Below are 23,446 nucleotides of genomic sequence, written 5' to 3'. Positions count from 1 at the left end.
CTTAAAACGCGATCAGCTCCGGTATGAGCCGTTGATATCAATATAGCCGTGCGTCAGGTCACAACTCCATGCGCGGGCGGAGCCATTGCCAAGGCCGAGGTCTACGGCGATATCAATGTCATGCCCCTTCATGTGGGCGACAACCGGCGTTTCATCATAGCCCGGCACAACCATGCCTTCACGCGCAATGCAGACACCGCCGATTGAGACAGAAAGCGTATCGCGGTCCGCGGGTTCCCCACATTTGCCAACGGCCATCACAATGCGGCCCCAGTTGGCGTCTTCCCCCGCCACGGCTGTTTTCACCAGCGGAGAATTGCCAATGGCCATGGCAACACGCCACGCGGACTCGTCAGATACCGCGCCAGTTACGCTGATGGTCATGAGCTTGGTAGCGCCTTCTCCATCCCGGATGACAAGCTGGGCCAGATCATGCAGCACGTCGTGCAGGGCGTCCCGAAATTCCGTCAGGGCGGCGGCGTTGGCGGGCGTGCTGTCAGAAAGCTCGTCATTTCCGGCGGCGCCAGTGGCAAACAGTAGCACCATGTCCGAGGTGGAGGTGTCAGAATCGACCGTGATGCAGTTGAAGGTTGTCTTCACACCCTGAGAGAGTAGGGATTGCAGGACGGAGGCGGGTAGGGCGGCATCGGTGGCGACAAAAGCCAGCATGGTGGCCATGTCGGGCGCGACCATGCCGCTGCCTTTGGCAATGCCCTGAATAAGAACTTCGGTGCCGTTCAGCATTGCGGTGCGGACGGCGGCTTTGGGGAAGGTGTCCGTGGTCATGATTCCACGGGCCGCGGCTTCCCAGCCTTGTGCGGACAGTGCGTCATGCAGAGCCGGGAGGGCGGTTGTCATGCGCTCATGCGGCAGAATTTCACCAATTACGCCGGTGGAGGCCAGATACACGGCCTGAGGCTCACATCCGGCGAGTAGGGCGGCAGCCTCGGCTGTGGCTTTACAGGTTTCGCGGCCAGCACGGCCGGTAAACACGTTGGCATTTCCGGCATTGACGACGAGGGCGCGGGCCTTCCCTGCGGGAAGGCTATCGCGGCACCAGTCAACCGGAGCACCGGGGCATTTTGAACGGGTAAACACACCGGCCACCGTGGTGCCCGGCGCAAATTCGGCCAGAACAAGGTCTGTCCGGCCTTTGTAGCGAATGCCAGCTTCCGCTGCACCTAGGCGCACCCCGCGCACCTCCTTTAGTTCCGGGAGAGGCAGAGCGAGAGGAGAGACAGGGAGAGCGTGCGCCATAACGCGAGGTCCTTGGAAGCGGCAAACCCCGCCAGCACAGGCTGGCGGGGCTAGTCAGTCAGACGTAGAAATTATTTTTTTGCAGGGGCTGCGGCGGAGGCCGGAGCATCCGGCAGCGGCTTGCCGGTGGAGGGGTCAAACCGTACGATCTTCACGGCGGATGCGGCCTTGGCGACAGCTTCACGCACGTATTTCTGGATCAGTTCCTGACGGATCTTGCCCTTGACGGAATCCAGAGACGGGATCGGGTCCGTGCGGGTGTCCAGCACCTGAATAACATGGAACCCATACTGGCTCTTGACCGGGGTGCTGCTGATTTCGCCCTTTTTCATGGCGAATGCGGCATCAGAGAACGCCGGGATCATGTCACCTTTCTTGAACCAGCCGAGGTCGCCGCCATTCTGTTTGGCGCTGCCTGTATCGGTGGAGACCTGAGCGGCCAGCTTGGCGAAGTCTGCACCCGCCTTCAGCTTTTTGATCACGTCCTGCGCTTCGGCTTCCGTTTTTAACAGAATGTGGCGGGCATGCACTTCCTGCTCCGGCGGCTTGCCTGCGTAGTTCTGCTGGTAATCGGCCTGCACGGCGGCTTCTGTCAGGTGCGGCATGACTTCGTGGGAGAGCCATGCGTTCTGCAGCGCGCTGGTCGCGGCGGCATCCATGGCTTTTTTCACGTCAGGATTTTTTTCCAGACCGTCCTTGTGGGCGGCAATCTGGATGGCTTTCTGGTCCGCCAGCTGGTTGATCAGCATCGGGTAGATCACGTTGGGGGGGAGCTGGCGCATCTGCTCGGGCATGTTGGCTGCGGCGTCCTGCACGTCCGCAACCGTGATTTTCTCACCGTTAACCGTTGCGACAACCGTTTTCGGGTCTGCCGGAGGGGCTGAGGGGGCTGCGCCTGCCGGTGCGGCTGCTGCGGCGGGAGCCGGAGCAGCAAAAGACGGGGCGGAAAGAACGGCTGAGGCAATCAGGGCCGTGGCTGCGAGAGCTGAGGCCTTGGTGGAAAAGCGCATGAGGACAAACCCTAAACAAAGGAAAATTGCTCAATCATCTATGAAGGAGCCTATTCTGCCCTGCAAGCCCTCTGACCCTCTCGGAAGGAAGAAACAAGGCTGATTGGTTGACCGCAGCGGGTCCGGGTCCTATTTTGCAGCCGAGCCACTCCATGCTGATGTTCTGCTCATGTTTTCGCCGGTCTGGTTCCGGAGGGAAGGCAGGAGAGGCACGCATTGTTCCGGAAAGGTCTTCATGCTCGCAAGCTTCGTCCGCGCCCTGTTCGGCACAGCCAATGACCGGACGCTCAAGATGTTCCAGCGTCGCGTGCCGGAAATCAACGCCCTGGAACCCCGGATGCAGGCGCTGGATGACGCTGCGCTGGCCGTCAAAACCGTAGAATTCCGGGAGCGGCTGGCCAAAGGGGCTACTCTGGATAGTCTTCTGCCGGAAGCGTTTGCCGTCACGCGGGAGGCGGCCCGCCGTGTGCTGGGCATGCGCCATTTCGATGTGCAGCTGATTGGCGGCATGGTGATGCATGCCGGCAGGATTGCCGAAATGCGTACGGGGGAAGGCAAGACGCTGGTTGCAACCCTCGCCGTCTATCTCAGCGCGTTGGCCGGTAAAGGCGTGCATGTGGTGACGGTGAATGATTATCTTGCCGCGCGTGACGCCGCCGAAATGGGGCGACTGTATCATTTTCTGGGCATGACCACGGGCACCATTGTGCCGAACATGCCCGATGATGCGCGCCGGGAAGCCTACGCCGCTGATATCACCTACGGCACCAACAACGAATTCGGCTTTGATTATCTGCGCGATAACATGAAATATCGCCTTGAAGAGATGGTGCAGCGGCCCTTCTACCACGCCATTGTGGACGAGGTGGACTCCATCCTGATTGATGAAGCCCGGACTCCACTGATTATTTCTGGCCCAGCGGAAGACAGTTCCGACCTGTATCGATCAGTCGATGAAGTGGTCGCGCAACTGGTGCAGGACCCTGAAACCTTTGATAAGGACGAAAAATTCCGTAGCGTTGTGCTGACGGATGCCGGGTCCGACAAGGTGGAAGACCTACTCCGCGCCGCCGGTGTGCTGGATGAAGGCGGGCTGTATGACCTGCATCACGTGGCTGTGGTGCACCATGTGCAGCAGTCCCTGCGGGCGCATACGTTATTCTCGCGTGATGTGGACTACATCGTGCGTGGCGGAAAAGTCGTCATTATTGACGAATTTACAGGCCGTATGATGGATGGCCGCCGCTATTCCGATGGTCTGCATCAGGCGCTGGAAGCCAAGGAGCATGTCGAGGTTCAGCAGGAGAACCAGACCCTTGCCTCCATTACCTTCCAGAACTTCTTCCGCCTTTACCCCAAACTCTCCGGCATGACCGGCACGGCCATGACCGAGGCCGATGAATTTGCGGAAATCTACAAGCTGGATGTGGTGGAAATTCCCACCAACCGCCCGGTGGCCCGTAAGGATGAAGACGACGAGATCTATCTGACGGAAGCCGAGAAATTCGCGGCGGTCGTTAAGCTGATCAACATCGTGCATGAGCGTGGCCAGCCCATTCTGGTTGGCACGACGTCCATTGAGAAGAGTGAAGCCCTCTCTGCTCTGCTGGCGCAGGAAGGGATTCCGCATAACGTGCTGAATGCCCGCTTCCATGAGATGGAAGCAAAAATTGTCGCGCAGGCCGGGTCTCCCGGTGCCATCACCATTGCCACCAACATGGCAGGCCGTGGGACAGACATTAAACTGGGCGGCAACGTGGACATGCTGATCGGCCAAGAGCTTGATGGTATGGAAGAAGGACCGGAGCGGGATGCCGCCGCGCAGGCTATCCGGGAGCGCGTTGCCCGTGACCACGATATTGTCAAAGCTGCGGGCGGCCTGTTTGTGATTGGCACCGAGCGGCATGAAAGCCGCCGGATTGATAACCAGCTGCGCGGCCGTGCGGGGCGTCAGGGTGACCCCGGTAACTCCCACTTCTTTATCTCCCTGCAAGATGACCTGATGCGGATTTTCGGGTCTGACCGTATGGGCGGCATGTTCCAGAAAATGGGCATGAAGGAAGGGGAAGCCATTGTTCACCCGTGGCTGAGCAAGGCGCTGGAGCGGGCGCAGAAAAAAGTCGAAGCCCGTAATTTCGACATGCGCAAAAACACGCTCAAATATGATGACGTGATGAATGACCAGCGCAAGGAAGTCTATGCGCAGCGCCGGGAATATATGGCGACGGAAGATGTCTCCGGCATTGTGAATGAAGCGCGGGAAGATGTGGTCGACACCATGGTGGGCCGCCATATCCCTGAGAAATCTTTTGCCGAGCAGTGGAACATCGCGGGGCTGACCAAGGCTGTTCAGGACGGTCTGGCTCTTGATCTGCCGATTGCGGACTGGGCAAAAGAAGACGGGATGGACGCTGAGGAAGTGGCTAACCGGATCAGTCAGGCCGCCACACAGGCACAGGCGGCCCGTGCGGCCAACCTTGGCCCGGATCTGATGCGCTTTATTGAAAAACAGGTGCTGATGACGACCTATGACGGCGTCTGGAAAGAGCATCTGCACGCGCTGGACCAGTTGCGTCAGGGCATTGGCCTGCGCGCTTATGGCCAGAAAGACCCGCTAAACGAGTATAAGCACGAAGCCTTCCAGCTCTTTACCATCATGCTGGAAGAAATGCGGGAGCGTGTTGTCTCGCTCATGGCGCGGGTTGAAGTGGCACCGCAGGAAACGGTGGACCCGTTTGCCAACACGGCGGAAATTCACGCTAACCCGGAAATTCCGGGCTTTGCGTCTGAACCCGGCCCCGGCCTTTCCCCCGGAGCCGCACCGGAAATGGCAACGCCGATCGGTGGCAGCGCCATCATGCCGGATGACCCTTCAAGCTGGGGGGAGACACCGCGCAACGCATCGTGCCCGTGCGGGTCAGGGAAAAAATATAAGCATTGCCACGGCCGTCTGGTTTAAGACGCGCGGGGCCGACGGACAGGGTAAGAGAAGATGGCGGGTCATTCCCAATTTAAGAACATTATGCACCGCAAGGGCGCGCAGGATGCCAAGCGGGCCAAGCAGTTTGCCAAGATTATTCGCGAACTGACGGTTGCAACACGTGCGGGCCTGCCTGACCCGTCCTCCAACCCGCGTCTGCGGGCGGCCATTGTCGCGGCGCGTGATGTGAATATGCCCAAGGACACCATTGACCGCGCCATTAAAAAGGCCTCCGGCGCAGCGGGTGGGGAAGACTATATTGAAGTGCGCTACGAGGGCTATGGCCCCGCAGGCGTTGCCGTGATTGTGGAAGGTCTGACCGACAACCGCAACCGCACGGCGTCTGACGTGCGGGCGGCGTTTTCCAAATATGGCGGCTCTCTGGGGGAAACCAATTCCGTTTCCTTCATGTTCCGTCGTTTGGGCGTGCTGACCTATCCGCATGCTGTCGCCTCTGATGATGACATGCTGGAAGCCGCGATTGAAGCGGGTGCGGAAAACGTAGTGTCTTCCGAGACCACGCATGAAATCACCTGTGAGGTGGAAGCCTTCTTCACGGTTCGGGATTCTCTGGAAACCCGCTTTGGTGAGCCAGAAAGCGCCAAGCTGGACTGGCGCCCGGAAAACACGATCAGCCTTGATGAAGAAAAGGCCCGCACCCTGTTTAAGCTGCTGGACGTGCTGGAAGATCATGATGACGTGCAGAACGTCTATGCCAACTTTGATCTTTCTGACGAACTCGCCGAAAAACTGTCCGCCTGACAGTGGTGCGCCTGCTCGGCATTGACCCCGGCCTGCGGTTTACGGGCTGGGGGGTGATTGATGTCGAGGGTAATCGGTTGCGGCATGTCGAAAATGGCGTGATTGCAACCAACAGCGCGGACAGTGTGCCAGACCGGCTGAAAGTCCTGCACGAAAATCTGACGATTCTGATTGATCGCCTCAACCCGGCGGAAGCCGCCGTGGAAGAAACGTACGTCAACCGCAACGGCACCGCCACGCTCAAACTGGGCTATGCCCGCGGGGTGGCGTTGCTGGCTCCAGCACTCGCGGGCCTGCATGTGGCGGAATATGGCGCGCTGGCTGTCAAAAAGGCCGTCGTCGGAACAGGGTCCGCCGATAAGGATCAGGTTGAAATGATGGTGCGCCGCCTCCTGCCGGGGGTTAAGGTGGCACGGGCTGATGCGTCTGATGCACTAGCCATTGCGATCTGTCATGCACATCATCGGGCAAGTGCCCGCCATATTGCAGCCGGGGTAAGAATGGCATGATTGCGTTTCTGAGCGGACTGGTCATTCAGGTGGAACTGGGGAGTTGCGTGATCGACGTGAATGGCGTCGGTTATCTGGTGGCGGCGTCCACCCGCACGCTCGCTGCTTTGCCGCATCCGCCAGAAAAAGCCCGTCTTCTGATTGAAACTGTGGTGCGGGAAGACGCGATTCTGCTCTACGGCTTTGTGGAAAGTGCCGAGCGCGAGTGGTTTCGCCTGTTGACCAGTGTGCAGGGGGTGGGCGCAAAAGTGGCGCTTGGTATGCTCTCCACTCTCTCTCCGGGGGAGCTGGTGGCCGCGCTGACAACTTCGGATAAAGCCACCCTGACCCGTGCGCCCGGTGTGGGTGGACGTCTGGCGGAACGGATTCTGACGGAATTGCGCGACCGCGCGGGCAAAATGCCCGGTGGTGGCGGGGGCATTGTCATTCCGGCTAGCGCCACGCCCGGCGGTGGGATTGAGGCCGATGCGCTGTTGGCGCTGGCGGGACTGGGGTTCCGTCGGTCGGAGGCAGCGCCGGTTGTCAAGCGGCTGCTGGATGAGCAGGGGCCTGCGGCTTCTCTGGACACCGTGCTGCGGGATAGTCTGAAAGCTCTGGCTCGATGAGTGGAGGAAACTTCATCCCGGATCGGGAGATTGATGCGACCCGGCGGGATGAGGATATGGGGGAAGCCTCTCTTCGCCCGCAAACACTGGCTGATTTTACCGGTCAGAAAGCCAGCCGTGAAAATCTGTCTATTTTTATTGCCGCCGCCCGCCAGCGTGGCGAGGCACTGGACCATGTGCTGCTGCATGGTCCGCCGGGGCTGGGGAAAACCACACTGGCGCAGATTGTCTCGCGCGAACTAGGCGTGGGGTTCCGGGCCACATCCGGCCCGGTCATCCAGCGGGCGGGGGATCTGGCGGCTATTCTCACCAATCTTCAGCCGCGTGACGTGCTGTTTATTGATGAAATTCATCGCCTCCAGCCCGCCATTGAGGAAATTCTGTATCCCGCGATGGAGGATTTCCAGCTCGACCTGATTATTGGGGAAGGCCCGGCGGCGCGTTCCGTGCGGATTGATCTGCCGCCCTTTACGCTTGTGGCGGCGACAACCCGCGCCGGACTGCTGGCCACTCCGTTGCGAGACAGGTTCGGCATTCCGCTGCGGCTGGTGTTCTATACCCCGGAGGAACTGCGGGCCATTGTGGCGCGCGGGGCGGAAAAACTCGGTTTTGACCTGACAACCGCAGGCGCGGAGGAAATTGCCCGCCGCTCACGTGGTACGCCCCGTATTGCGGGCCGTCTGCTGCGCCGTGTGCGGGATTTTGCGGCTGTCATCGCGCCCGGTGGCGCGCCTGTCAGCCGTGACGTGACTGATGCCGCTCTGAGTCGGCTGGAAGTCGACGCGCTGGGGCTGGACGCCATGGACAGACGCTATCTGCGGCGCATTGCGGAGTATCATCACGGTGGTCCTGTAGGGGTGGAAACCCTTGCGGCGGCTTTGGCGGAAGCGCGGGATACGCTGGAAGATGTCATAGAGCCGTATCTGATTCAGGAAGGGCTTGTCCTGCGCACCAGCCGGGGGCGTGTGCTGGGGGAACGCGGATGGCGGCACCTTGGTCTCACACCCCCCGCCCAACCGGACGAGCCGCGTTCCGCCCAGATGGATCTTTTGCCTGACGAAGAGGACGGCGCATGACCACGCATTCAATCAATTTCCGCATTTATTATGAGGACACGGACGCCGGGGGCATTGTCTATCATGCCCGGTATCTGGCGTTTGCCGAGCGGGCGCGGACGGAAGCTATCCGCAGCCTTGGTATGCCCGCGGCCTCCCTGCTGAGTGACTACGGTCTGGTGTTTGTGGTGCATGACGCAACCCTGAATTACCGCGTGCCGCTCAAGCTGGATGATGTGGTGACCATCACCACCCGTCTGCTGGAAGAAGGGGCTGCAAGCTGCCGGCTGGAGCAGGTTTTTACGCGGGATGATGTTTTTTGTGCCCGTGTGGATGTTCGGCTGGCCTGCGTGAGGGCAGAAGATGGTCGTCCTGCCCGATTCCCGCCATTATGGCGTGATCTTTTGCGCGGACTTGCGGCAGAGGTTTAGACGGCCTCTTCTGCTTTTGTGCGGAAGACAGTAAAAAACAGCACGACCGGGACGCGTGGAGCAAAGCCCGAGTCGCAGACAGGTTGCCCGTGACGGGCGCTAGAGGCAGGAGGCGTTTTTGGATCGTGCGGTTGACGCGGCAAATCTCGGCGTAGCAGCGGCGGGAGACCTGTCGGTGTGGGGGCTGTTTATGAATGCCTCCCTGATGGTCAAACTGGTCATGCTGGGGCTGGTGTTCTGTAGCGTGATGGTCTGGGCCATTATTTTCGATAAAATTGTAACGCTACGGCGCATCAATAAACAGGCTTCCGCTTTTGAGGACCGCTTCTGGTCCGGTGGCAGTCTGGATGATCTGTATGAGAGCGATGGCGCCAAGCCCGTGCATCCGCTCGCTGCCGTTTTTGGTGCCGCCATGGGTGAATGGCGTCGTTCCGCGCGTATCCCCGGTGTGGACCTTGTGCGCGGTGGCGTGAAGGAACGTGTGGACCGCGCGATTGGCATTACGGTTACACGTGAGATGGACCGCCTGCGTCGCTGGGTGGTGTTTCTGGCAACGGTTGGCCCGGTGGCTCCGTTTGTGGGCCTGTTTGGCACTGTGTGGGGTATCATGCACTCCTTCAGCGCCATTGCCGCCATGCACAACACCAATCTGAGCGTTGTGGCTCCCGGTATTTCCGAAGCCCTGTTCGCAACGGCCATCGGCCTGATGACGGCTGTACCGTCCTATGTCGCGTATAACGTGATCAGCAACAGTCTGGACCTGTTTCAGGACCGGCTGGAGGGCTTTGGCACGGAATTTGCGGCCATTCTGTCCCGCCAGTCCGAAGAAAGGGCCTGAACCATGGGCATGCCGTCCGGAGGGAACGGGCGCCGCCGCAGGCGTCCGATGGCCGACATCAACGTGACGCCGATGGTGGACGTCATGTTGGTGCTGCTGATTATCTTCATGGTCACATCCCCCATGATGACCAGCGGCGTGAATGTGGACCTGCCCAAGACAGACGCTAAGCCTGTCAATTCCGATACAAAGCCCATCACCGTGTCCATTCGGGCGGATGGCAGCTTGTATCTCGGAGAGTCCCAAGTCTCACCGGAGGAGTTGGTTGCCCAGCTTAAGGCTGCGTCCAACAATGACCCGTCACACCGCATTTTTGTGCGCGGTGATGCCCATATTGATTATGGTCGTGTGATGCAGGTTATGGGGCAGGTGACCGAAGGCGGCTTCACTCATGTGGCATTGCTGGCGCAACAACCCGCCAGCAGCGGCCATTAACTCATTCTCTCTAACGCAGAGAGGCGGAGAAATTTCATGGTGCGGCCACGCCGTTCCGAACAGGCTGTGCTGAGGCGCTGCCTTTATCTGTCCGGTGGAGCGCATATTGCGTTGCTGCTGGCCCTGCTGGTTTCTCTGCCACCGCCTAAACCGGAGGAAGAGCCTCCTCCGGTTGTGGAAATGCAGTTTGAGGCCCCTGAAGACTCTGGTGGTTCTCCGGCTAAAGCCAGCCAGCCAGCCCCCAAACCCGCACCGGCCCCGGCCCCCGTGCCGAATGATGCCCCTCCGTCTCCGGAGCCGCCGAAGGCTGCCCCGAATGAGGAAGCGCCTCCGCCGCCACCTCCGCCCCAGCCGGTGCCCCCGCCGCCTGCGCCGGAGGCAGAAAAGCTGCCGGATACGCCCGTGCCGCCCAAGGCTGAGGAACCGTCTCCCGACGTGGTGAAAACGCCGCCGTCTCCGCCAACGCCACCCAAGACGACGCCGAGTGTTGCGCCGCCGTCTCCGGTGACGGAACCTGCGGATACGCTGCCGGATACACCCACGCCGTCGCACATCACGCAGCCCAATAAGGCAAAGAAAACGCAGGAGGATTCGCATTCTCTGCTGGAGACGCTGGATTCCTTCCGGTCTGACACCAAGCAGACGCATGCGCCCAAGGCCAGAGCCAATCCTGTGCAGGGTGGCGCACCGAATGGAGGGGGCTCACCGGATGGGGATATTACCCGTAGTCTTTCTGCCGGAGAGCAGAAGGCCATCGGGGGCGCTGTGCGCCGGTGCTATACGGAAGATACGGCTGCCAAAAATTATGCCACTTTTATCGCGCACCTGATTGTGACGGTGGATGCCGCTGGTGAGGCCCGTATTGTGCAGTTTGCCCCGCAGACACAGGCGCAGATGAATGCGGACGCCTCATACCGGGCTCTGGCGGAACGGGCGCGGGCGGCTGTGTTGAGCCCCACCTGCTCCAAACTGCCTATCCCCAAAAACCTTCTGGGCCAGACCCGGCAGTTGAAATTTGTGTTCAGGCCTTGATCAGGCCACCTGGAGGAAAACAGATGCTTACGAGTACACGCCCGCTTATTTCTGATCAGGAAGCCGACACACTGGTTGCGGCCCTTGGCCGTCGCACATTGATGGGGGCCAGCGTTGCCGCTGGCGGCCTGCTGATGACACCGCTGCCGGGCATGGCGGCAACAGCCGCTCCAGAGGCTGAAATTACGGTTGATCAGGCTCGTACAGCGCCGATCCCGATTGTTCTGCCGAACTTTGGCGGCGGTCTTGGTGCCCAGATTGCTGAAGTGCTGAATAATGACCTGACCAACACCGGCCTGTTCAAGGTTCTGCCCGGTGGGTCCGGGTCTGGCAGCCCGGATTTTGCAGCTGCCAAAGCCATGGGCGCACGGGCGCTAGTGACGGGGAGCGTGTCTGGCAGTGGTTCCGTGCGCGTGGAAATGCGCCTGTGGGACGTGCTGACAAGCCAGCAGATTCAGGGCACAGCCTATACCACAACCTCAGCCAACTGGCGGCGGATTGCGCATATTGTCGGGGATGTCATCTACGAGCGTATGCTGGGTGAAAAAGGCTATTTTGATACCCGCATCGCGTTCATTGCACGCTCTGGCCCGCGTGGGCACCAGAGCACGCGTCTGGCTATCATGGATCAGGACGGTGCCAATAGCCGCATGTTGACGGCGGGCAAATGGCTGACCCTTACACCGCGCTTCAGCCCGGTGAAGGATCAGGTGGCGTTCATGTCCTACGCCAATAACCGTCCGCGCGTGTATCTGTTTGATCTGGGCAGCGGCCGCCAGCAGATTCTGGGTGAATTTGCTGGGATTTCTTTCGCGCCGCGTTTTGCGCCAAATGGCCGCTCGGTCGTGCTGTCCGTCACGCGTAATGGTGGGTCTGATCTGTTTGTGGTTGATCTGGGTTCAGGCTCCCGCCGCCAGATTACGTCGTCCGGCGCGATTGATACCAGCCCGTGCTACAGCCCGGATGGTTCTCAGATCGTGTTCAACTCTGACCGTGGCGGCAGCCCGCAGCTTTACATCATGAGTGCGTCTGGTGGTGGCGCGAAGCGGATTTCCTACGGGAGTGGCACCTATGGTTCGCCCGTGTGGTCTCCGCGTGGGGATCTGATCGCCTTTACCCGCATCGCCAATGGCAGCTTCTCGCTGGGTGTCATGAACCCTGATGGCTCAGGCGAACGCATCATGACGGAAGGCTTTACGGTGGAAAGCCCCAGCTTCTGCCCCAACGGGCGTGTGCTGGCTTATTGCCGCCAGAGCCGCGCAGGGGCAGGCGGCGCAGGCTTCGCGTCCTCCATCGGAATGGTCGATATTACCGGGTTTAATGACCGTGCGCTGCACACACCCGGTCAGGCGTCTGACCCGGCATGGTCTCCGCTGAACGAGTAAATCTGTTTTGTCATAAAATCGCGCAAAGCCCCGGGTGAAAGTCCGGGGCTTTTTTTACGTTTTCAAGAATACTTAGGTTTGATTTTTTGCCTTAAGCGTTTGAAGGGCTACGGCTTTCAGAAATTGTTCTGCACTTAAGTCAGATCACATCTTTTTCTTCGATGCCGATCCTACCGTAGGAGGTGTGAGTGGGTGCTCAATGTGATGAGGAGAGGTGCGCCAACTGGCAAAAAACAGAACGTTATCCCGATTCGGTCAGCCTGATAGGCCGAAATGAATATTTTCGAGAACTACGCATTTATGGTTTTTTGAAGGTCTGAGTGGAGAGTAACTCACAAAAAGTAGTGAGTGGTGTCTTGTTAAAGACGCTTGCCAGTATCTTTTTCCTTAATAAAGGAAAGGTATGGAAGAAGAATAAAAAATCCGACAAATGTGCCGCGGAAGCATAGTAGAAAGGTTTCCGTTAATTTGGCGGTAAACGTTGAGCCGTAGATAAAATGCCGGTTGTGAAAGCCTTATGTGTCTATTCAGCATCGGTTTTACGGGGTCAGCTATGCCAAAAAGAGATCACGCTTGACCGGATGAATGAGCTATGGCTTACGGCAAGGTGGTCTCCACAGTTCGTTCGGCTCTTCGATGGTTTTCGGAGGGGAGCAGAGGAATGCGCGGGGATATAGGCATTAACTGTTTTTTTTCTCCGAATAGTTCCTGTCAGGAACTAGTTCTCAGGATCCGACACATGAGACTGAAATATATTGCTGCTCTGAGCATGGTTGCCCTTCTCTCTGCCTGTGCGCACGAGAAGGCAAACACGGGTGACTCCAGTGGTGCCTCCACGGCGATGCAGCCGAGCGGCCCCGTGCCGGGCAGCGAAGAAGATCTGGTTGCCACGGCTGGTGACCGCGTCCTGTTCCCGCTGAACAAAAGCGGCCTGACGTCCGATGCGCAGGCAACGCTGGAAAAGCAGGCTGCATGGCTTGCAAAATATCCGCAGGTTAACGTTGAAGTCGCCGGTAACTGCGATGACCGCGGCACGGAAGAATACAACATTGCTCTGGGCCAGCGTCGTGCTAACGCTGCTCGTGACTATCTGGTTGCCAAGGGCGTTGCGTCTTCCCGCATTTCCACCATCTCCTACGGTAAGGATCGTCCGACCGCAGAAGGTGATGATGAAAGCGCATGGGCTCAGAACCGTAACGCAATTACTGCCGTTCACTAAGGTCTGGCGTATTTCGCGCGTTTGAGCTGACAGGGCAGGTCGGGTGAATTTCACCCGGCCTGTTTTTGTATTTCCTGTCTTGTTTTCCGGGTAGGAATGATGAAATCCTTGCCCGCTTTTAAAGAAAGGGTGAGGTCTTGATGAAACGCGGGTTGATGACGTCCATTACTGCGCCGTGGCGTGCCGTGGCCTTGTGTCTGCCTGTTGCGACCGTGCTGGTGGCCTCTGCCCCCGCAGCACATGCACAGGACGTGACCAGCCGGGAAGGTCTTGCGCTGCAAAACCAGATTATGGCGCTCAAGCAGGCGATGAGCCAGATGCAGACATCCGGCGGTGCCATGGCGCCTCCCTCTGCCACACCGGCTCCGTCCTCTTCTTCCGGTAATGGCGACCTGACAGCGCAGTTGCTTGACCGGGTCACCACGCTAGAGCAGCAGCAGCGCGATATGCGCGGTGAAATTGACCAGCTCACCAATGACCTTCAGCAGAAGACTGCGGCTCTTTCCAAACAGATTGCTGATAACCAGTTTGCTGCCCAGAATGGTGGCGGTGGCGGTGGCGGTGGCGCGGCCCCGGCTGCCGCAGCCGCAGCGGGTGCGGCCAGTGAGTCCGCAGCCCCTGCGAAGAGTGCCGCCACAACGCCGGATGCCCTGCTGGCGAGCGGCAAAGCGGCTCTGCAGAAGCGCGATTATGATACCGCGCATGATAATGCGGAACGTGCGCTCAAAAATGCCAAAGGTGCGTTTAAGGTCGATGCTCAGTTCCTGCTCGCGCAGTCTCTTGCAGGCCAGAAGCAGTATCGCCAGTCTGCCGTGGCCTATTATGATGCCTACCGTCAGTCTCCTAAAAGTGCCCGCGCGCCGGATGCCCTGCTGGGAGTGAGTGCCTCCCTGCTGGCGATGGGTGACAAAAAGGCTGCCTGTCAGGCTCTGGGGAAATTGAAGGCGGAATTTCCGTCCCCCACGCAGCGTGTTTCTCACGCGGCGGAAATTTATGCTGGTCGGGGTGGCTGCCAGTAAGTTTGGCGCAGTGTTCCAGTGGGGCGGAAAGGGCTGAAATGCAGCCTTATTTCGCGCCGCCGGGAAACCCGTTTTCTGAGCGTCCTCTCCCCCCCACGGCCTTTATTGCGAGCATAAAGCGACTTGGGCCATGGTTGCCCGATGCTCCGGGTCTGCCGCCCGTCGGGCTGGCCGTGTCTGGCGGTGGGGATAGCCTGTGTCTGGCATGGCTGGCGCGGCACTGGCGCAAAAATCTTCTCGCGTTTGTGGTGGATCACGGGTTGCGGGCGGACTCCGCGCAGGAAGCCCGGCTGACCTTGCAGCGGCTTGCCGCCATGGATGTACCTGCGCGGCTTCTAACACTGACAAACCTCGCCAAAGGTCCCGGCATGGCCGAGCGGGCGCGGCAGGCGCGATATGCTGTTCTGGCGCAGGCGTGCCGGGAGGCTGGCTGTCTGGACCTTCTGCTCGGTCATCAGGCGGATGATCAGGTTGAGACAATTCGGATGCGTCAGGACTCTGGCAGCGGGCCGGATGGTCTGGCCGGCATGGGGTGGGTCACAGCCCTGCCGGATGTGCGGCTCGTACGGCCTCTGCTGGGCGTCTCGCGGTTGGCCCTGCGGGAAACGTTACGGCAGGCCGGGCTGACGTGGGTGGATGATCCCTCCAATCAGGATACGCGCGCAACGCGGGTGCGGGTGCGGCACAATTTGCAAGAGCAGGATACGCGCCTCGCTTTATGGGAAACCAGCCTGTGCGCGGGAGCCGCCCGGATGCAGCGGGATGCAGAGCAGGCGTCTATTTTGTCCAGACACGTGGCGTTCAGGCCGGAAGGCTGGGCTTGTCTAGGCCCGGAACTGCCGGAGCCGGAAGTGCTGTCGCGGCTTATTCGTGGTGTTGGCGGGGCGCTCTATCCGCCATCACCTGCTGCGGTTGCCCGGTTGCGGGCTGCTGGTCAGGAGGCCACACTGGCGGGCGTGCATCTCGTGCGCAGGCGGGCAGACTGGTACCTTGTGCGGGAGGCTGCGGCCATGGCGGCACCGCTTCCGGCGGAGGGCGGGGCGCGGTGGGATAATCGGTTTGAACTTTCTATTCCGTCCGCGCTGTCCGGGCAGGGGTTGCAGATTGGCGCGGCGGGGCTAGGGCTGGATCGCGGAGTGCGTGGGGGATGGCCCGCCCTGTTCTGCGCCACACTGCCTGCTTTATGGAGGCAAGGGCAGCGTGTTGCGGTGCCGCATCTGGGCTGGTGGGCGGAAGGGCAGTTCAAATACGCCCGTTTTCTGTTTCAGCCCCCAGTTTCCGTGACCGGCAGTGGCGTGTATGGCTGGCCAGAGGTCAAAGCCGATGGGCGTGCTACAAGAGAATAAATATCATGTGTGGGGTGGGAATATCGGCTCAGCACCCCATTTGTAATGGCAGAGGTTGCATTTTTCGGCGTCTGCCGCTCAGATTGGGGCACTCCGGCGCTCGCGCACGATCAGTATGGAAACACAGGCAAGATGAACAATTTAGGCCGCAACTTGGCGCTTTGGGTCAGCATTATCGTGATGCTGCTGCTGCTTGTAGATGTGTTCCAGCCGGGGAACACGCAGCACGCAGCGCAGCAACTGGCCTATTCTGACTTCATTACCGATGTGGATACCGGGCGTGTCCGGTCCGTCGTGATGCAGAATCAGAATGTCTCCGGCACGCTGACAGATGGCACGGCTTTTGAAACCTTTGCGCCGCAGGACCCCTCCCTTGTCTCCCGTCTGACGGGCAAGGGTGTTGAGGTTGTGGCCAAACCGCTGGATCAGGAAGGCAGCCCGCTGCTGCGCTACTTCCTGAACGCGCTGCCGATTATCCTGATGGTGGGCATCTGGCTGTTCATGATGCGCCAGATGCAGGGCGGCGGTGGCCGGGGTGCGATGGGCTTTGGCAAGTCCCGCGCCAAGATGCTGACGGAAAAACAGGGCCGTGTGACCTTTGAAGACGTTGCAGGGATTGATGAAGCCAAGGGCGAGTTGCAGGAAATTGTCGACTTCCTGAAAGACCCGCAGAAATTTACTCGTCTTGGCGGCAAGATTCCCAAAGGGGTGCTGCTGGTCGGGCCTCCGGGCACGGGTAAAACCCTGCTGGCGCGCGCCATTGCGGGTGAGGCCAATGTGCCGTTCTTCACCATTTCCGGTTCTGATTTTGTGGAAATGTTCGTCGGTGTTGGTGCGTCCCGTGTGCGTGACATGTTCGAGCAGGGCAAGAAGGCCGCGCCGTGCATTATCTTCATTGACGAAATTGACGCCGTGGGCCGCCATCGTGGCGCGGGCCTTGGCGGCGGGAATGATGAGCGCGAGCAGACCCTGAACCAGATGCTGGTCGAAATGGACGGGTTTGAAAGCAATGAGGGCGTGATCCTGATTGCCGCGACCAACCGACCCGATGTGCTGGACCCGGCTCTGCTGCGTCCGGGTCGTTTTGACCGTCAGGTTGTGGTGTCAAACCCGGATGTGGGCGGGCGTGAAAAAATCCTGCGCGTACATATGCGCAAGGTGCCGCTGGCTTCTGACGTTGACCCGCGCATTATCGCCCGTGGTACCCCCGGTTTCTCGGGCGCTGACCTCGCCAATCTGGTGAACGAGGCCGCTCTGGCCGCGGCCCGTCTGGGCAAGCGCACGGTGTCTATGCGTGAGTTTGAAGACGCCAAGGACAAGGTTCTGATGGGCGCTGAGCGTCGCTCCCTCGTCATGAATGAAGAGGAAAAGAAACGCACCGCCTATCATGAAGCCGGACATGCCATTACGGCGGTTCTGGTGCCGGAAAGTGAGCCTATTCATAAAGCCACCATCATTCCGCGTGGCCGTGCGCTGGGGATGGTCATGCGGCTGCCGGAAGGTGACCGTCTGTCCATGAGCAAGAAGAACTGCATTGCGCATCTTGTTGTGGCTATGGGCGGCCGCGTTGCAGAGGAAGTTGTCTACGGGAAAGACAATATCTGCAATGGCGCGATGGGGGACATTCAGATGGCAACCCGCGTGGCCCGCAGCATGGTGACCGAATGGGGCATGAGCGACAAGGTCGGCATGATTGCCTACGCCAATGATGATCAGGGCGGTGGCGGTATGTTCTTCGGGGGCGCTGCCAAGAACTTCTCTGAACATACGGCCATGGAAATTGATTCTGAAATCAAGCGGCTGATTGATGAGGCGTATGATCAGGCGCGGAACTATCTGCATGACCATGTGGATGAGTTGCATCGTCTGGCGGAAGCCCTGCTGGAATATGAAACACTGAGCGGGGAAGATATTCGCCAGATCATGCGGGGCCAGCCGATTGAGCGGGTGGAGGTTGATGAGACAACGCCGGTCAACCGCCGGTCCTCCGTCCCGCAGGTGTCTGGGCCCGAAATCGTGCAGCCGGGTGATAAGCCGGAGAACGATAAGGATGAGGGCGGGGAAGTTCATCCCGTGCCCCAGCCCGGCTGACAATCAGCTGTGCAGAGTAGAGAGTGAGATCAGGAGGGGCGGCAGCAATGCCGCCTCTTTTGCGTTTGGAGAGAGGGGGCAAGAGGGAATGAATTTTCGGCGTCTGGCGGAGCCTGCGGGGCTGCTCTACGGCACAGCGGCACAGGAGGCTGTCAAACGCGGCTGGGCGCGGCCTTTAGCCGGTGGTCCAGCGGCCTTTAGTTTTGTGGATTTGATAGAAGACCAAACGCATAGTGGCTTTATGCCCGTGGCGGATGTACCCGCAGGCTGGCAGGACGTGCTGGCCCGGCTGGTCGCAAAACCTGCTTCTGCCGGAATGCCGGAGGGGCCGCAGGTCATGGGTATTCTCAATGTCACTCCAGACAGCTTTAGTGATGGCGGCCAGCATCGGGAGGCAGACCGGGCCGTACAGGCCGGGCTAACGCAGCTTTCCGAAGGGGCGGGTGTGCTGGATATTGGTGGAGAGAGCACGCGCCCCGGTGCTGCGGTTGTAACGCCTGAGGAAGAATGGCAGCGGATTGGCCCCGTGGTGCAGGGGCTGAAGCAGCAGAGGCCGGATGCGGTTCTGTCCATTGATACGCGCAACAGTCAGGTGATGGCGCAAGCGCTAGCGGCTGGCGCGGATGTGATTAACGATGTGTCGGCCCTGACGCATGACCCGGAAGCTCTGCCTCTGCTGGCTACAAAACGTTGTGGCGTGGTGTTGATGCATATGCGCGGCACGCCGACTACCATGGCGCAGCATGCCGTGTATGAGGATGTGGCGTGTGATGTTGTGCGGGAACTGGGTGCCCGCCTGATAACCGCTATAGACGGCGGGATCGCGCCAGAACGGCTGAGTGTGGACCCCGGCTTGGGGTTTGCAAAAAACACAGCGCAAAATCTGGCCTTGCTCCGCCGCCTGCCTCTGCTGGCCAATCTGGGCTGCCGGGTTGTTTTGGGCGTGTCCCGTAAGAGGATGATTGGGGAGATCACGGGTGAGCAGGACCCGGCAGGTCGCGATGCGGGAACACAGGCTGCTTCTGTGGCGGCGTTGCCGTTAGGCCAGAGCGTGCTGCGTGTGCATGCAGTGGCGGGTATGGCGCAGGCGCTGCGTGTCTGGCAGCGTGTCCACACTCGCTGAAAAAAGAGAACTGTTTTCGCGCCTTGCGGTTTCTTCCCGTTAAAAAGCCCTTTAGGGAAGAGGGAACAAAGAAGCGTTCGCACGGCTCTGGCTCCCAAAGTCAGACTATTTGTCTGGGCGCAGACGCCACAAAAAACGAGATTGGACGAGGCAGATGAGACGTTTTTTTGGGACAGATGGCATTCGCGGGACCGCAAACATCGCGCCAATGACCGTCGATATTGCCCAGAAACTGGGGCAGGCGGCTGGCCTGCACTTTACGCGTGGAGAGCACCGGCACTCCGTTCTGCTGGGCAAGGATACCCGGCTTTCCGGTTATATGATTGAGAGTGCGCTTGTCGCGGGCTTTCTGTCTGCCGGAATGGATGTCACGCTAGTTGGCCCGCTGCCTACACCCGCGATTGCGATGCTGACCCGGTCTCTGCGGGCTGATCTGGGCGTCATGATTTCTGCTTCGCATAACCCGTTTGAGGATAACGGGATCAAACTGTTTGGCCCGGATGGGTTCAAGCTGTCTGACCAGAACGAAATTGACATTGAAAATCTGATGGAGACGGATCTGACCGACCGTCTGGCATCGCCCCGCGCTATTGGCCGGGCTTCCCGCCTGAATGACGCCGCAGGCCGGTATGTGGAAAATGCCAAGGCCTCCTTCCCGCGCAAGTTGCGGTTGGATGGCATGAAAATCGTGCTCGACTGCGCTAATGGCTCAGCTTATCGCGTGGCACCCACCGCGTTGTGGGAACTGGGTGCGGAGGTCATTCGTATTGGCTGCACGCCAAATGGCGTGAATATCAATGACCAGTGTGGCTCCACGCATCCTGAAGCGCTGTGTCAGGCGGTTGTGCAGCATGGCGCGCATCTGGGCATCGCGCTGGATGGGGATGCGGACCGCGTTCTGATTGCGGATGAAACCGGACGCCTGATTGATGGAGACCAGATTCTGGCTCTTATCGCGCAGTCATGGGCGCGGGAAGGGCGGCTGGTTGGCCAGTCCGTTGTGGCGACAGTTATGTCCAACATGGGGCTGGAGCGCTTCCTGAATACGCTGGATGTCGGGCTGGAACGGACTGCTGTGGGTGACCGCTATGTGGTGGAACGCATGCGTGAATTGGGGAGCAATGTCGGCGGAGAGCAGTCAGGCCATATGGTGCTGACGGATTTCGCCACGACGGGAGACGGCCTGATTGCCGCGCTGCAAATTCTGGCGGTGCTAGTGGAAGATGGACGCCCAGCCAGTGAGGTTTGTCGTCTCTTTAAGCCATTCCCGCAGAAGCTGAAAAATGTGCGTTTTAGCGGCGTGAGCCCGCTTGAAGCGGATGCCGTGCAGGCCAGACAGAAAGATGTGGAGAAGATGCTTGCGGGCCGCGGCCGTCTTGTTCTGCGCAAAAGCGGGACAGAGCCACTGGTGCGGGTGATGGTAGAAGCGGAAGATGAAGCCGTGGTGGATGACGCCGTCAACCAGATGTGCGAGGCGATTCAGGCTGTGAACGTCCTAGCGTAACGCCTTAGTGGTTAAGATACTGGAGTGCGTGATGGAACCAGAACCGAAAAAACCTGCACGCATTCTGGCTATTGCCGGGAGTGATTCTGGCGGCGGCGCGGGCATTCAGGCAGACATCAAGACCATAACCACCCTAGGCGGTTATGCGATGACGGCCCTTACAGCTCTGACGGCGCAAAATACGCAGGGTGTGCAGGCTATTCTGCCGGTGCCCCCAGAGTTTTTGCGGGCGCAGATCCGCAGCGTGCTGGATGATCTTGGGGCGGATGCCATCAAAACAGGAATGCTTGGGGGTGCGGCAGAAATCCAGTGTGTGTGTGAAGAAATCACACGCTATCGTAAGCTGGCTCCCACTCTTCCAGTGGTTATAGACCCAGTGATGATTGCAAAAGGCGGGGCGAGCCTTCTGGCGCAGGAGGCCTTATCCTGTCTGAAAACGCAGCTTTTCCCGCTCGCGACGCTTCTGACCCCGAACCTGCCTGAAGCTGAAAAACTAACCGGGATGACGATTTCATCTGTAGAAGACATGCGGAAAGCGGCCAGCGTATTGCGCCAGATAAGCGGGGCGACGGTGCTGGTTAAAGGTGGCCATCTGACATGTGACGGATTGGTGGATGTTTTGTTGGATGCCGATGGTTTCACGGAGTTTAGCGATACACGTATTGCCACGCGGCACACGCATGGAACAGGGTGCACGCTGGCCAGTGCTCTGGCTGTCGGGCTGGCGCAAAAACTCCCGCTGCGCCGGGCGGTTGAAATGGCTCGTCTTTATGTGCGACAGGCAATCCTGACGGCACCGGGCCTTGGAGCCGGTGCCGGTCCCCTCTGGCATGCGCACGACTGGTATGAAAGCTTCTGATTTTTCATAGAATTTTAAAATTCAGTCTCCAAGAGCATAAAGATGTTCCTGCGCGAAAGGTGGGGGGGGCGTCGGGATCATTTGTTCCGTGGAAAGAGAGAGCCTTTTAGCTTTGGGGTCATGCAGAATATATCCTCTTCCCCATACAGTAGAGATCAGATTCTCTGCTCCGGCAGCCTGAAGTTTTTTGCGAAGTTTACAGATAAAAACATCAATAATCTTGATATCGGGTTCATCCCGACCACCGTAGAGATGGTTGAGAAATGTCTCTTTGGTCTGGGCGACACCTTTGCGCAGAATCAGCAGTTCAAGGATGGCAAATTCCTTACCCGTCAGATGTACAGGCTGATCGTGCACTGTCACAGTATGGCTGTTCAGATCTAATTTGAGCTCGCCTACCTGAGTTATAGGATGAGAAAACCCGCTGGAACGACGCAGGATGGCCTGAATACGGGCAACAAGTTCTGCCGGATCGAACGGTTTGGTCAGATAATCATCCGCACCAATAGATAAAGCCCGAATTTTTGCTTCAGGCTGGTCGAGAGAAGAAAGAATAATGATGGGTGTTGATATTTTCAGTAACCGTAGAGAGTTGATAACGTTATACCCATCCATGTCCGGCAGGCTCAGATCAATCACGGCAATGCCGTAATCATAATTCCGCAGCATCTCAATCGCGTTTCTGCCTGAACGCGCTAGATCTACTGAAAGACCTGCTTTTTTGAGTGATGGCAAAAGCAGACGGGCAGACGTCGCTTTGTCTTCAGCAAACAGGATACGCATTGGGTTTCCCCCCATCGAAAGCAAAACACACCTTAAGGTTGTATAAACACATAACAAAGCCACTTTTACGTGTTTTTTATCGAAGATAAACAGGAATTTATCTTATTTTGACCTTTTTGTGTCGAAATATGCACTTCATGCCTGTTCTAGATGTGGTTGGGAGAACAACTTCAGATTGAAATCATTCACGATTAACTTCCGATTTGTGAACGAGAAGAGATAAATTTTTTATGAAAATAAGCTAGAAAAATGCCTTTCCATAAAAAATACAAAATGATGGATTAAATATTAAAATTAATACACTTAATCATTTAAGTAAAAATATTCTGGCGATAAGCTAATATGCTTTTTTGTAAATTATAGTTAATGAAATCGAAATAAAATACGATGCGAAATCATAACCAAAAAATATTACTGAAATAATAAAATTATGAATTTTTAGCAATAAAAGAAATATAAGAAAATCATGCTTTATGTTAATATATTGTAAATAATTATTGCGTGAGCTATAGTATTAGAAACAGAATTTCATATGCAAAATTTATGATTTTCTATTTAAAAGTTAAAAATATAAATCAATTTGTAAAAATCTATAATTTAAATAAATAGAATCGGATTCTCCTATCGTGTCAGGTTCTGCCTCTGATATGTCTCCCGGTTCCCCGTCGTTTCACGTTTGCTTTATAGATATAAGGAAGCAAGTGGGATGCGTGCGCAGGGGGGCAGGATGACAGAGACACAGCTGATTCTGGAGAATGAGCAGGCGACCGAGCAACTGGCTCGCACACTCGCGGCTCTGGCACGGCCGGGTGACGCGCTCTTGCTAACAGGGCCGTTAGGGGCCGGGAAAAGTGTATTTGCCCGCGCCTTTCTTCGTGATTTTTGCGGAAATACAGCTCTGGAAGTGCCAAGTCCGACCTATACCCTTGTGCAAACCTATTCTGCTGAAATCTGCACGGTCTCACATTTTGATCTTTGGCGTCTGGGAGGGCCGGATGAACTGGAGGAGCTTGGCTGGGACGATGCGCGGGATGGTGTCGTTCTGGTCGAATGGCCTGAACGTCTGGAAGATCTGACACCGGCGGATGCGTTGCATCTTGCACTGACCGTCGGGCCAGACGGCGTGCGGACGGCCCATCTGCGCGGTTGGGACGGCAGGTCGGATGGGTCTGCACTCTTAGCCACTGTTTCCGCCTAAAGGGT

Annotated in this window: 21 protein-coding genes; 18 read left to right on the top strand and 3 right to left on the bottom strand. The window is 58.2% G+C overall.

What is annotated here, in order from left to right; genetic code table 11:
- Positions 1-12: 12 nt before the first annotated feature.
- Both argJ and AD949_RS11200 read right to left on the bottom strand, forming a co-directional pair.
- Positions 13-1,257, bottom strand: coding sequence for a bifunctional glutamate N-acetyltransferase/amino-acid acetyltransferase ArgJ (gene argJ, locus AD949_RS11205; protein WP_048834760.1), 1,245 nt, complete (start codon positions 1,255-1,257; stop codon positions 13-15).
- A 71-nt stretch (positions 1,258-1,328) separates the two neighbouring features.
- The gene (locus tag AD949_RS11200) at positions 1,329-2,267 is read right to left on the bottom strand and encodes a peptidylprolyl isomerase (protein WP_061504659.1); all 939 of its coding nucleotides are present in this window, start codon (positions 2,265-2,267) and stop codon (positions 1,329-1,331) included.
- Between the two features lie 235 nt (positions 2,268-2,502).
- Here AD949_RS11200 and secA point away from each other — a divergent pair, with 235 nt between their 5' ends.
- From secA to thiD, 17 genes are all read left to right on the top strand, one after another.
- The gene (gene secA / locus AD949_RS11195) at positions 2,503-5,226 is read left to right on the top strand and encodes a preprotein translocase subunit SecA (RefSeq protein WP_048836280.1); all 2,724 of its coding nucleotides are present in this window, start codon (positions 2,503-2,505) and stop codon (positions 5,224-5,226) included.
- Positions 5,227-5,259: 33 nt separating this feature from the next.
- Positions 5,260-6,009 (top strand): YebC/PmpR family DNA-binding transcriptional regulator, encoded by a 750-nt coding sequence (locus tag AD949_RS11190; protein ID WP_048836268.1) that lies wholly within the window; start codon positions 5,260-5,262, stop codon positions 6,007-6,009.
- A 2-nt stretch (positions 6,010-6,011) separates the two neighbouring features.
- Positions 6,012-6,518, top strand: coding sequence for a crossover junction endodeoxyribonuclease RuvC (gene ruvC / locus AD949_RS11185; RefSeq protein ID WP_048836267.1), 507 nt, complete (start codon positions 6,012-6,014; stop codon positions 6,516-6,518).
- Positions 6,515-7,123 (top strand): Holliday junction branch migration protein RuvA, encoded by a 609-nt coding sequence (gene ruvA / locus AD949_RS11180; RefSeq protein WP_048836266.1) that lies wholly within the window; start codon positions 6,515-6,517, stop codon positions 7,121-7,123. Before ruvC ends, ruvA begins: the two co-directional genes overlap by 4 nt.
- Positions 7,120-8,199: a Holliday junction branch migration DNA helicase RuvB gene (gene ruvB / locus AD949_RS11175; protein ID WP_048836265.1), complete on the top strand. Its 1,080-nt coding sequence runs from the start codon at positions 7,120-7,122 to the stop codon at positions 8,197-8,199. Before ruvA ends, ruvB begins: the two co-directional genes overlap by 4 nt.
- Positions 8,196-8,609, top strand: coding sequence for a tol-pal system-associated acyl-CoA thioesterase (gene ybgC / locus AD949_RS11170; protein WP_048836264.1), 414 nt, complete (start codon positions 8,196-8,198; stop codon positions 8,607-8,609). Before ruvB ends, ybgC begins: the two co-directional genes overlap by 4 nt.
- Positions 8,610-8,727: 118 nt before the next feature.
- Entirely contained in the window at positions 8,728-9,447 is a 720-nt protein-coding gene (tolQ, locus tag AD949_RS11165) for a protein TolQ (RefSeq protein WP_048836263.1), read from the top strand.
- Positions 9,448-9,450: 3 nt separating this feature from the next.
- The gene (gene tolR / locus AD949_RS11160; RefSeq protein ID WP_048836262.1) at positions 9,451-9,882 is read left to right on the top strand and encodes a protein TolR; all 432 of its coding nucleotides are present in this window, start codon (positions 9,451-9,453) and stop codon (positions 9,880-9,882) included.
- 36 nt (positions 9,883-9,918) lie between these two features.
- Positions 9,919-10,914 carry a hypothetical protein gene (locus AD949_RS11155; protein ID WP_048836261.1) on the top strand — a complete coding sequence of 332 codons (996 nt, stop codon included), beginning with the start codon at positions 9,919-9,921 and terminating at the stop codon, positions 10,912-10,914.
- A gap of 23 nt (positions 10,915-10,937) precedes the next feature.
- Positions 10,938-12,299 carry a Tol-Pal system beta propeller repeat protein TolB gene (gene tolB, locus AD949_RS11150; RefSeq protein ID WP_048836260.1) on the top strand — a complete coding sequence of 454 codons (1,362 nt, stop codon included), beginning with the start codon at positions 10,938-10,940 and terminating at the stop codon, positions 12,297-12,299.
- Between the two features lie 739 nt (positions 12,300-13,038).
- The gene (gene pal / locus AD949_RS11145) at positions 13,039-13,518 is read left to right on the top strand and encodes a peptidoglycan-associated lipoprotein Pal (protein ID WP_048836259.1); all 480 of its coding nucleotides are present in this window, start codon (positions 13,039-13,041) and stop codon (positions 13,516-13,518) included.
- A gap of 140 nt (positions 13,519-13,658) precedes the next feature.
- Positions 13,659-14,537: a tol-pal system YbgF family protein gene (locus tag AD949_RS11140; protein ID WP_096430388.1), complete on the top strand. Its 879-nt coding sequence runs from the start codon at positions 13,659-13,661 to the stop codon at positions 14,535-14,537.
- 38 nt (positions 14,538-14,575) lie between these two features.
- Complete coding sequence (gene tilS, locus AD949_RS11135; protein WP_048836258.1) at positions 14,576-15,883, top strand: tRNA lysidine(34) synthetase TilS; 1,308 nt, start codon at positions 14,576-14,578, stop codon at positions 15,881-15,883.
- Positions 15,884-16,015: 132 nt separating this feature from the next.
- The gene (gene ftsH, locus AD949_RS11130; protein WP_048836278.1) at positions 16,016-17,974 is read left to right on the top strand and encodes an ATP-dependent zinc metalloprotease FtsH; all 1,959 of its coding nucleotides are present in this window, start codon (positions 16,016-16,018) and stop codon (positions 17,972-17,974) included.
- A gap of 88 nt (positions 17,975-18,062) precedes the next feature.
- Positions 18,063-19,097: a dihydropteroate synthase gene (folP, locus tag AD949_RS11125; protein WP_048836257.1), complete on the top strand. Its 1,035-nt coding sequence runs from the start codon at positions 18,063-18,065 to the stop codon at positions 19,095-19,097.
- 154 nt (positions 19,098-19,251) lie between these two features.
- Positions 19,252-20,601 (top strand): phosphoglucosamine mutase, encoded by a 1,350-nt coding sequence (gene glmM / locus AD949_RS11120; RefSeq protein WP_048836256.1) that lies wholly within the window; start codon positions 19,252-19,254, stop codon positions 20,599-20,601.
- A gap of 31 nt (positions 20,602-20,632) precedes the next feature.
- Complete coding sequence (thiD, locus tag AD949_RS11115; protein WP_048836255.1) at positions 20,633-21,460, top strand: bifunctional hydroxymethylpyrimidine kinase/phosphomethylpyrimidine kinase; 828 nt, start codon at positions 20,633-20,635, stop codon at positions 21,458-21,460.
- Between the two features lie 21 nt (positions 21,461-21,481).
- Here the strand turns inward: thiD and AD949_RS11110 are convergent, their stop codons facing one another.
- Positions 21,482-22,243, bottom strand: coding sequence for a response regulator transcription factor (locus AD949_RS11110; RefSeq protein WP_048836254.1), 762 nt, complete (start codon positions 22,241-22,243; stop codon positions 21,482-21,484).
- 727 nt (positions 22,244-22,970) lie between these two features.
- Here AD949_RS11110 and tsaE point away from each other — a divergent pair.
- Positions 22,971-23,441, top strand: coding sequence for a tRNA (adenosine(37)-N6)-threonylcarbamoyltransferase complex ATPase subunit type 1 TsaE (gene tsaE, locus AD949_RS11105; RefSeq protein ID WP_048836277.1), 471 nt, complete (start codon positions 22,971-22,973; stop codon positions 23,439-23,441).
- The last annotated feature ends 5 nt before the right edge of the window (positions 23,442-23,446 follow it).

The organism is Acetobacter orleanensis (assembly GCF_001581005.1).
GTDB classification, from domain to species: Bacteria; Pseudomonadota; Alphaproteobacteria; order Acetobacterales; family Acetobacteraceae; genus Acetobacter; species Acetobacter orleanensis.
Note: the sequence above shows the minus strand (reverse complement) of the source record. Positions and strands in the feature narration are given on the sequence as shown.

Coding starts and splice junctions, on each gene's coding strand:
- argJ (WP_048834760.1), bottom strand. CDS start 1,257: ATGGCGCACGCTCTCCCTGTCTCTCCTCTCGCTCTGCCTCTCCCGGAA.
- AD949_RS11200 (WP_061504659.1), bottom strand. CDS start 2,267: ATGCGCTTTTCCACCAAGGCCTCAGCTCTCGCAGCCACGGCCCTGATT.
- secA (WP_048836280.1), top strand. CDS start 2,503: ATGCTCGCAAGCTTCGTCCGCGCCCTGTTCGGCACAGCCAATGACCGG.
- AD949_RS11190 (WP_048836268.1), top strand. CDS start 5,260: ATGGCGGGTCATTCCCAATTTAAGAACATTATGCACCGCAAGGGCGCG.
- ruvA (WP_048836266.1), top strand. CDS start 6,515: ATGATTGCGTTTCTGAGCGGACTGGTCATTCAGGTGGAACTGGGGAGT.
- ruvB (WP_048836265.1), top strand. CDS start 7,120: ATGAGTGGAGGAAACTTCATCCCGGATCGGGAGATTGATGCGACCCGG.
- ybgC (WP_048836264.1), top strand. CDS start 8,196: ATGACCACGCATTCAATCAATTTCCGCATTTATTATGAGGACACGGAC.
- tolR (WP_048836262.1), top strand. CDS start 9,451: ATGGGCATGCCGTCCGGAGGGAACGGGCGCCGCCGCAGGCGTCCGATG.
- AD949_RS11155 (WP_048836261.1), top strand. CDS start 9,919: ATGGTGCGGCCACGCCGTTCCGAACAGGCTGTGCTGAGGCGCTGCCTT.
- tolB (WP_048836260.1), top strand. CDS start 10,938: ATGCTTACGAGTACACGCCCGCTTATTTCTGATCAGGAAGCCGACACA.
- pal (WP_048836259.1), top strand. CDS start 13,039: ATGAGACTGAAATATATTGCTGCTCTGAGCATGGTTGCCCTTCTCTCT.
- AD949_RS11140 (WP_096430388.1), top strand. CDS start 13,659: ATGAAACGCGGGTTGATGACGTCCATTACTGCGCCGTGGCGTGCCGTG.
- tilS (WP_048836258.1), top strand. CDS start 14,576: ATGCAGCCTTATTTCGCGCCGCCGGGAAACCCGTTTTCTGAGCGTCCT.
- ftsH (WP_048836278.1), top strand. CDS start 16,016: ATGAACAATTTAGGCCGCAACTTGGCGCTTTGGGTCAGCATTATCGTG.
- folP (WP_048836257.1), top strand. CDS start 18,063: ATGAATTTTCGGCGTCTGGCGGAGCCTGCGGGGCTGCTCTACGGCACA.
- glmM (WP_048836256.1), top strand. CDS start 19,252: ATGAGACGTTTTTTTGGGACAGATGGCATTCGCGGGACCGCAAACATC.
- thiD (WP_048836255.1), top strand. CDS start 20,633: ATGGAACCAGAACCGAAAAAACCTGCACGCATTCTGGCTATTGCCGGG.
- AD949_RS11110 (WP_048836254.1), bottom strand. CDS start 22,243: ATGCGTATCCTGTTTGCTGAAGACAAAGCGACGTCTGCCCGTCTGCTT.
- tsaE (WP_048836277.1), top strand. CDS start 22,971: ATGACAGAGACACAGCTGATTCTGGAGAATGAGCAGGCGACCGAGCAA.